Here is an 8,663-nt window from a genome sequence, read left to right on the forward strand (position 1 = left end):
GCGCAGCAGCAGGCGTGGTCATCGTCCTCGCGATCGCAGCACTGAGCGGAGTGTTCGGTGACGCTCCCGCCGCGACACCCCCGACCGTCACCGATGCCGGCTCGCCGATCGTCACCTCGACGCGCGCACCCTCGACCACCACCGCCACCTCCGTCGAGCCCGTCTTCGTACCCGAGGTCGTCGAACAGCCGGAAGAGCCGTACGTGGCACCCGAACCTGCTCCCCTGCCTGCTCCCGCGCCCGTACCGGTGCCCGCCCCCGCGCCCGCGCCCGCGCCCGTGGTGCCCACCACGACGCCTGCGGTCACCACGACTCCGGTGACGACCACCCCGGTCGAGACGACGACTCCGGCTGAGACCACCACGACCTCGGATACGGCCACCACCCCATCCGAAGAGCTCGAAGAACCCTGAGCTGCGCGATCACGGATTCCGAGCCCGATGCCCTAGGGTGGGGCGCTGATGACAAGCACCCGATGAAGGGATTTCATGCGTAACACCGGGGCGCTGCGTGCTGCAGTGCTGTGTTCGACGGCTTTTGTACTTCTTGCTTCGTTCTCCGGGACAGCAGCAGCAGAACCCGTCGTCCAGTCACCCGCCGATCAGCTTCCCCGCGAGCTCGTCGAAGCCGTGCAGCGAGATCTGAAGATCTCTCCGCAGGAGTATCTCGATCGGGCGGCCCGCGCGCAGGAACTCTCCGAATACGCATCGGACTTCCGGGCCAGCCGTCCGGCAGATTTCGCCGGTGCCTGGATCGGACCCGACGGCAATGCCGTCGTCGCCGTCACCTCACCTGCTGCGGCGCAGGCCGTCGCCAAGGACGGATACGCCACCGCGCAGTCGCCCGTGTCGGCAGACGGACTCGAGAAGTCGCTGGCAGACCTCAACAGTTGGATTGCCGGCCTCCCTCGCGAGATCTCCGAGCAGATCAACGGAACGGCCATCGACTTCATCGACAACCAGATCGTCATCGATCTGGTGAACAGCCCGATCGGTAGCGCGCTGAACCTGCCCACCCTGCTGGCGAACATCAAGGTCATTCTCTCCCCCGGCGGAAACAAGCCGGTCGACCCGACTCCGATGGGCGGCGACACCTACGTCACCACCTCGGGACCCATCGCCGACGCTCCGGCCACCGACATCAGCATCTGCTCGTTCGGCTTCAACGCCGTCGACTCCTCCGGTTCGGCCGTCAATCTCAGCGCAGGCCACTGCAACCCCGCCAAGGCCACCGGATCCGGCGGCGCACCGGTCTACCTGCCCGATCCGGCCGACATCTCGCGCAGCACGCAGATCGGGTCGTTCGATCGGTCCAGCCTGGGCGCAGAGGACGGCCTCGACTGGTCGGTCATCGCCCTGAACGACACCGGCATCGCGTCGGGACTCGACCGCCCCACCGTCCGTGGAGCGAACGGCAGCACCGTCACCGTCACCGGAACCGCATCGCCGGTCATCGGAGCGCCGGTCTGCAAGTCCGGGCAGTCGTCGTCGTTCACCTGTGGAGTGGTTGCGGCCGATCGGGTCGAGACACAGCTCTACATGGAGGACGGCACGTCCCGCACCGTTCGCGGATTCGCCAGCACCGCATGCACTCTCGCGGGTGACAGTGGCGGTGCCATCGTGACCGGAACGCTCGCATTGGGAATCACCAGCGGATCCAACAGCGGCGGCGCGCCCGATTGCAACGAGGCCAACCTCGCTCTGGCGCAATACGGTGGCACGGCAAGCCTGGGCATTCCCATCGATCAGGTCACGCGCGCGACCGGAAGCACACTCCGCACCGAATAGTGGGTACGGCGGGAGCCCTCCACCGCCTATAGTCGTACGACGGGTGAACGGCATCACATCTGCAGATGCCCGGGGGGAGAGGTTTCTATGCGTCGCCGAGCGTTCCGGCTGTCGATGTTCGCTGTGCCGCTCGTGGTTGCGGCGACCGTGTTCGCGCCCACCGTTGGGGCAGATCCGGTTGCCGACGCGATGCTGCCTGAGGCGTTGGCCGACGCGGTTGCCCGCGACCTCGGGCTGTCTCCGCAGCAATTTCTCGACCGAGCGGACGCAGCCCGCCGACTGGCCGAGTTCACCGACACCGTCGGTTCCGAAGGCGTAGCGAGAGCATGGCTGGACGCGGACGGACGTCCCGTCGTTGCGGTGGCGGACGGACCGGCCCACGCCGACGTCGCAGATGCCGCGTCGGCCAACGGTTTCGGGATCGACGCGTCGCCCATCGAGCTCCCGCCGGCAATCGTCGATGCCGTCCAGCCGCTGTTGGACCTGCTCCCCTTCGATCCGTCACCGACGGCAGGCCCGATCCGTGCGAGTTCGTATCTCGGCGGTGACAGCTTTCTCGCGGGTACACCGGCCGGCCTCGGTCAGCGGTGCTCCCTCGGATTCAACGCCGTCGACCCGACGCGCGGATCGGTCAACATCACTGCGGGCCACTGCAATCCGAACACCACCGACACCGGCTCCGCGGCACTGACGGGCGCGTATCCGATGTACGGCAGTCTCGTGGGCTCGAAATTCGGAACGTTCTATCGAACGAGCCAGTCGCGCAACGATTACGCCTTGATCGACATCGACGACGCCAATGCCGCCGAATTCGAGAGCAACGCCGTGCGAGTCCCCGGAGCAGGGCCACTGCACGTCACCGGGACGGTGGACCCGATCGTGGGAGCACCGGTCTGCAAATCCGGATCCAGAACCGGATTCAGTTGCGGCACAATTCTTTCCACAGGACAGCACGTGGCACTGGGCGACAACGTTCTGGACCGCGGCTTCTCCACCTCCATCTGCGCGCTACGCGGAGACAGTGGTGGCCCTGTCGTCAGCGGCACCCTCGCGGTCGGCATCGCCAGTGCATCGAACGTGGGCGATCAGCCCTCCTGCGAGGTCGCGACCGTCGTCAGCATGCTGCAGGGTCAGCGGCCCGAGCTGTTCGCCACCCCCATCAACGACGTACTCGCCGAGAACCCGGGCCTGACGATCCGAACGTCCTAGTGCGTGGACGGTCGCAGACGTGACAGCGCCGCGTAGCCGACTCTTCGCGCATGCGCGAACCCGGGCGACAGCTCCCATCGACGCACCAAGCCGACCAGAATCCGAGACCCGACCATGCGTGTGGGGACGCCCACCACGGCCAGCACGTCGTAGCCCGAGGTGGACCAGGACTTCTTGATGTCGTTGACACCGACGCCCAGGTCCAGCACGGTCACGTCGAGCTCGTCGTGGCTCTGGACGAACCATTCCATCATCTGATGCCCGGGTTGGTACTTCGCAACCTCGGGATCGTAATGCGTCAACCAGGCTTCGAGTCGAGCTCCGGTCCGAACACAGATCTGATGCGCACGCCATCGCCCCTCCACGCTCACCCCGGAGAGAGTCAATCTCCCGGCCGCTGCCTCGCGAGCCAGGAAGTCCTTGGCCGACGCCGACGGGTCGGCGGGCGATTCCTCCGCAAGGTAGTCGGTGCGATCGCTGTGGAGCGTCGACGCGGCCGCCAAGCGGGATATGTCCGCCCAGCGTCGCTCGAAGTGCTTCGCATCGCGGATGGTCTCCATAGTGAGAGGACTCCCGGCCCGCTCGGCCTGACGTCTGTACTTTCCGAGCCGCTTCAGCGAACTGTGCCCACGCACGTCCCGAGCGGTACTTCCCTCCGGCACGTCGATCACCGGAACTCGCTCCCGCACGATCGACTCCGAACGCCACCGTGGATGCGCACCGAGCGCCTCGACGGCGTTTCGATCGCCGATCATCGAATCCGCGTAGAAGATCAGACCGCAGCGGTCGACGGCATCCCACAGGACACGAGACGACGCGTCGTCCTCGCTGAGCAGTTCCGTCGGAACGCCCTGCCCGGCCCCGAGAATCTTCGCCACCTTCAGCGGACCGAGTCGCGTCACGAACATCGGGGCCAGGGCCACCAGACGCGTACCTCGACGCACGTGTACGAAGACCAGTTCACTGCCCGCAGGTCGCGGTGCATTCAACGCATAACTGCGGCGAGAAGAGAAGACCGTTCCGACTCGCTCGGCCAGTGCGTCCCACTCGTCGCGAAGTTCGTCGGACAGCGTTCTGTCCACGGCTCCGATAATGGGTTCGTAGTCGGTTTCCATGCTATTTACTTTACGGAAAGTTTAATAAGCGTGTGAAAGCACTTCTTCGTTGCACTCGATCCAACGGTGCTCGTACGGGTGCGGCGGTCGCCCGAACTCGACGCCGACCCACCCAGAACGAAGAAAACCCGCACCCTCGACGAGAGTGCGGGTTTTCGGTGAAGACTTGCTTACTTGGCCCAGACCGTGGTGCCCGGTGCCGCGTTCAGCGTGTTGATCAAGTCGATGCCTGCAACAACAAGGGTGGGTCCGCCGGCAATGATCGTGCCCGCGATGCCGCCGATCGTTGCACCGAGCGGTACCGACGCCAAGCCGACGGGGCCACCGAGGAAGCCGAGTCCACCGACAACAGCACCGATCGCGGTGCCGGTGAATCCACCGATCGCGGTCGCGATTCCCAGCTGCGAGGAAAAGTTCTGCTGCGCCCTGAGGTTCTCCTCGGGCGAGGCGACGGTCGTTGCGCCGATGCTGCGCGAGTTCGCCGAAGCCTTCGTGAAGTCGAGGTTCGGGATCAGACGGAGGGTCTTGCCGTTGTCGTCGACGTTCTGCTCGTACGGGAAGTTGAGTCCGCCGAGATTGAACGACAGCGGGAGAGTCACCAGGGTGTTGTCGGCGGCGTCGAGGACGTCGACCGTCTTGCCGTCGTCGGCGACCTTGAAGACGCCTGCGTCGATGGTGGTGACGATCGTGCGATCTTCGAGATCGACGGTGTAGTTGGTGTCACCGGGGGCCGTTTCATCGGCGGGCTGTGCGTACGCGGTTCCGCTGGCCAGGCCCATCGCGACTGCGACGAGGGCCGACGTGACGACCAGTTTGCTGAGTTTCATGTGGAGATCAGTTCCGTTTCTGTGGCGTTGAGTGCTTGGCAGTACCGCTAGGCAGCCGTCAAGCGCAAAGTCACCCCGATGACTCTTTTGCGACTTTTGGTGCGCCCGAATTGTAGCGTAAGAATCGGACCGGTCGTTGTCCTTTTGTGACAGGTCCTCCACCTGTCAGTTACCCACTGTCACAAACATTTTGGATATTCGCAGCACAGCGACTCGAGTCACGTCATGCTGGGATCGGAGATGTCGATCGTTCGAACGATCGAGGAAGACCGAGCGCGTGATCCCACCGGCCCCAGGCGGCCCGTCGGCGACATCCCGCCACACGAACGGAGTAGGTAAGGACTGCCTTCTCGACAGCACCTCGACGGCCTACGCATACGGTGATCTGCGAGACAACCTACCGACGAGTTCAGCCCACCCGTCGGACGGCCTCACTTCCGCACCCACCAGCACCGCTTCACTCGGTGGTGCTAAGTTACCCGTCAGTACGGTGAAACTGCTACTGGCGAGTAACATAGTCCGTCAGCCGGCTCGACGGGCCGAACCCGCGGTAGCCCCCAGCTGCCACCTGAACGAAAGGCCGCGACATGAACGCCCTGACGATCACGTTGGGCACAGTCGGTGCTCTGCTCAGCCTCGTGTGTTGGTACGTCTTCATTCGCGGGGGCCTGCGGATGTTCAACATCGTGCGACTCGGCCAGCCTGCACCCGACCGCTGGCGACCGATAGTCCCTCGCTTCAAGCAGATGGTCGTCGAGTTCCTCGCCCACACCAAGATGGTCAAGTTCCGCACCGTCGGCTGGGCGCACTGGCTGGTCATGATCGGCTTCATGCTCGGTGCCATCGTCTGGTTCGAGGCATACGGCCAGACGTTCAACCCCGAGTTCCACTGGCCCATCATCGGTGACACCGCGGCCTACCACCTCATCGACGAGCTACTCGGACTCGGCACGGTCATCGGCATCACCACGCTGATCATCATTCGCCAGCTCAACCACCCGCGTAAGCCCGAGCGTCAGTCGCGCTTCGCCGGCTCCGGGTTCAAAGCCGCCTACTTCGTCGAGGCCGTCGTGCTCATCGAGGGCCTCGGCATGGTTTTCGTCAAGGCAGGCAAGATCGCCACGTACGGGCATGGGAACCCGTACACGGACTTCTTCACGATCCGCTTGGCCGAGCTGCTGCCCGCCAACTCGAACATGGTCGCGGTGTTCGCGTTCATCAAGCTGATGTCCGGCATGATCTGGCTCTACATCGTCGGTTCACGCATCAACTGGGGTATCGCGTGGCACCGCTTCACCGCGTTCCCCAACATCTACTTCAAGCGCATGGACGACGGTACCGTCGCCCTCGGCCCGGCCAAGCCGATGATGTCCGGCGGCAAGGTCCTCGAGATGGAAGAGGCCGACCCCGACGTCGATGCGTTCGGCGCAGGCAAGATCGAGGACTTCAGCTGGAAGGGCTGGCTCGACTTCACCACCTGCACCGAGTGCGGACGCTGCCAGTCGCAGTGCCCCGCCTGGAACACCGGCAAGCCCCTGTCCCCCAAGCTGCTGATCATGTCGCTGCGCGACCACAGCCACGCCAAGGCTCCGTACCTGCTGGCCGGCGGCAAGAAGGACATGGCGGGCGACGAGGTCGGACTCGTCGACTCCGAGGGCAACGTCGACCAGAAGGCGCTGGACGCCATCCCGCAGAACGCTCGGGACGAGGCCGATCGCAAGCTCGTCGCCGACGCCATCGAGGGCGGCATCATCGATCCCGAGGTGCTGTGGAGCTGCACCACGTGCGGTGCCTGCGTCGAACAGTGCCCGGTGGACATCGAGCACGTCGACCACATCATCGACATGCGTCGCTACCAGGTGCTCATCGAATCGGAATTCCCGTCCGAGCTCGCAGGTCTGTTCAAGAACCTCGAGAACAAGGGCAACCCGTGGGGCCAGAACTCCAAGGACCGCCTCAACTGGATCAACGAGATGGACTTCGACATCCCGGTCTTCGGCCAGGACGCCGATTCGTTCCAGGACTACGAGTACCTCTTCTGGGTCGGCTGTGCCGGTGCCTACGAGGATCGCGCCAAGAAGACCACCAAGGCCGTCGCCGAGCTGCTCGCCACCGCAGGCGTGAAGTTCATGGTGCTCGGTGCGGACGAGACCTGCACCGGCGACTCTGCTCGCCGCGCGGGCAACGAGTTCCTGTTCCAGCAGCTCGCCATGCAGAACATCGAGACGCTGAACAGCGTGTTCGACGGTGTCGAGCAGAGCAAGCGCAAGATCGTCGTCACCTGCGCCCACTGTTTCAACGCGCTCGGCAACGAGTACCCGCAGGTCGGCGGTGACTACGAGGTTGTGCACCACACGCAGCTGCTCAACCGCCTCGTGCGTCAGAAGAAGCTGATCCCGGTGGCCTCGGTCAGCCAGGACATCACCTACCACGACCCGTGCTACCTCGGCCGTCACAACAAGGTGTACGACGCTCCGCGTGAGCTCATGGCCGCGTCGGGCTCCAATCTCAAGGAGATGCCGCGCCACGGTGAGCGGTCCATGTGCTGTGGTGCCGGTGGCGCTCGCATGTGGATGGAAGAGAACATCGGCAAGCGCATCAACATCGACCGGGTCGACGAGGCACTGGCGACCAACCCGAAGAAGATCGCCACCGGTTGCCCGTTCTGCCGCGTCATGCTCACGGACGGCGTCACCGCACGTCAGGAAGGCGGCGCGCACGAGGGCGTCGAGGTCGTCGACGTCGCGCAGCTGATGCTCGAGTCGATCACCCGCGTCGAGTCCTCGGTACTGGGCGAGAACATCAAGGTCATCCCCCGCGAGCGCACTCCGGAGGAGAAGCTCGCGACCGAAAAGGCGATGGAGGTCGAAGAGGCCGAACGCATCGCCCCCGTCGAGGAGCCGGCCGAGGCGAAGTCCGCTCCGGCAGCTCCGGCCCCCAAGGCCGGCGGCGGTCTGAAGATGAAGGGTCTGGCCAAGGCTCCGGGAGCGAAGGCACCCGGTTCTGCCACCAAGGCCGAAGAGCCTACGGAGGAGGCTGCACCCGCGGCCAAGCCCAAGGGTCTCGGAATGGCAGGCGGCAAGGCACCCGGTGGCAAGGGTCTGCAGATGAAGGGCAAGGCACCCGGCGCGAAGGCGGCTGCACCTGCACCTGCCGACACTGCTGCCGAAGCTCCTTCTGCCGAGGCCTCGGAATCGACTCCGTCCGTCAAGCCCAAGGGTCTGGCTGTGAAGTCCGGATTCAAGAAGCCGGGTGCCAAGGCACCAGGTAAGCCGGCCGAGGGCACCGCGGCTCCCGCCGCGGAGCCGTCGACCACTGACGCACCTGCGGAATCGGCTTCTGCTGCAACCGAATCCAAGCCGACCGTCCAGCCGAAGGGTCTGGCCGTGAAGTCCGGATTCAAGAAGCCGGGAGCCAAGGCACCGGGTAAGCCTGCCACCGAGGCTCCGGCCTCCGAAGCACCTGCTGCCGAGGCTCCTGCTGCTGAGGCACCGGTTGCCGAGGCTAAGGCGTCGGAAGCACCCGCCGCCGAGGCTGTCGCAGAATCCAAGCCGACCGTCAAGCCCAAGGGCCTGGCCGTGAAGTCCGGATTCAAGAAGCCGGGTGCACGTAAGCCGGGTGCGGCAGCGGCAACACCCGCCGAGGCGTCGGACACCACCGAGGCACCAGCCGAGGCGTCCGCGGCCGAGGCACCAGCTGAGGCTCCGGCAGCGGCGTCGACCACC

5 protein-coding genes and 1 pseudogene are annotated in these 8,663 nt (G+C 65.1%); 4 read left to right on the top strand and 2 right to left on the bottom strand.

The genetic code is table 11. The features are described from left to right. The 3 genes and pseudogenes from A2J02_RS28475 to A2J02_RS25360 form a co-directional block, all read left to right on the top strand. Positions 1-413: pseudogene (locus tag A2J02_RS28475) on the top strand (hypothetical protein); the annotation flags it as partial. A 75-nt stretch (positions 414-488) separates the two neighbouring features. Next, on the top strand, positions 489-1,787 hold the full coding sequence (locus A2J02_RS25355; RefSeq protein WP_068055327.1) for a S1 family peptidase: 1,299 nt from the start codon (positions 489-491) through the stop codon (positions 1,785-1,787). A gap of 87 nt (positions 1,788-1,874) precedes the next feature. Further along, positions 1,875-2,996: a S1 family peptidase gene (locus tag A2J02_RS25360; RefSeq protein ID WP_156516387.1), complete on the top strand. Its 1,122-nt coding sequence runs from the start codon at positions 1,875-1,877 to the stop codon at positions 2,994-2,996. Here A2J02_RS25360 and A2J02_RS25365 read toward each other — a convergent pair. After that, entirely contained in the window at positions 2,993-4,111 is a 1,119-nt protein-coding gene (locus tag A2J02_RS25365) for a GNAT family N-acetyltransferase (protein WP_068055332.1), read from the bottom strand. The two genes, A2J02_RS25360 and A2J02_RS25365, sit on opposite strands and share 4 nt — an antisense overlap. Before the next feature lie 170 nt (positions 4,112-4,281). Beyond that, positions 4,282-4,938: a hypothetical protein gene (locus A2J02_RS25370; RefSeq protein WP_068055335.1), complete on the bottom strand. Its 657-nt coding sequence runs from the start codon at positions 4,936-4,938 to the stop codon at positions 4,282-4,284. A 587-nt stretch (positions 4,939-5,525) separates the two neighbouring features. Between A2J02_RS25370 and A2J02_RS25375 the strand changes: the two genes are divergently transcribed. After that, a partial coding sequence (locus A2J02_RS25375; RefSeq protein WP_068055338.1) for a (Fe-S)-binding protein occupies positions 5,526-8,663 on the top strand: 3,138 nt, incomplete at its 3' end.

This window comes from Rhodococcus sp. EPR-147 (genome assembly GCF_001647185.1).
Lineage (GTDB): Bacteria > Actinomycetota > Actinomycetes > Mycobacteriales > Mycobacteriaceae > Rhodococcoides.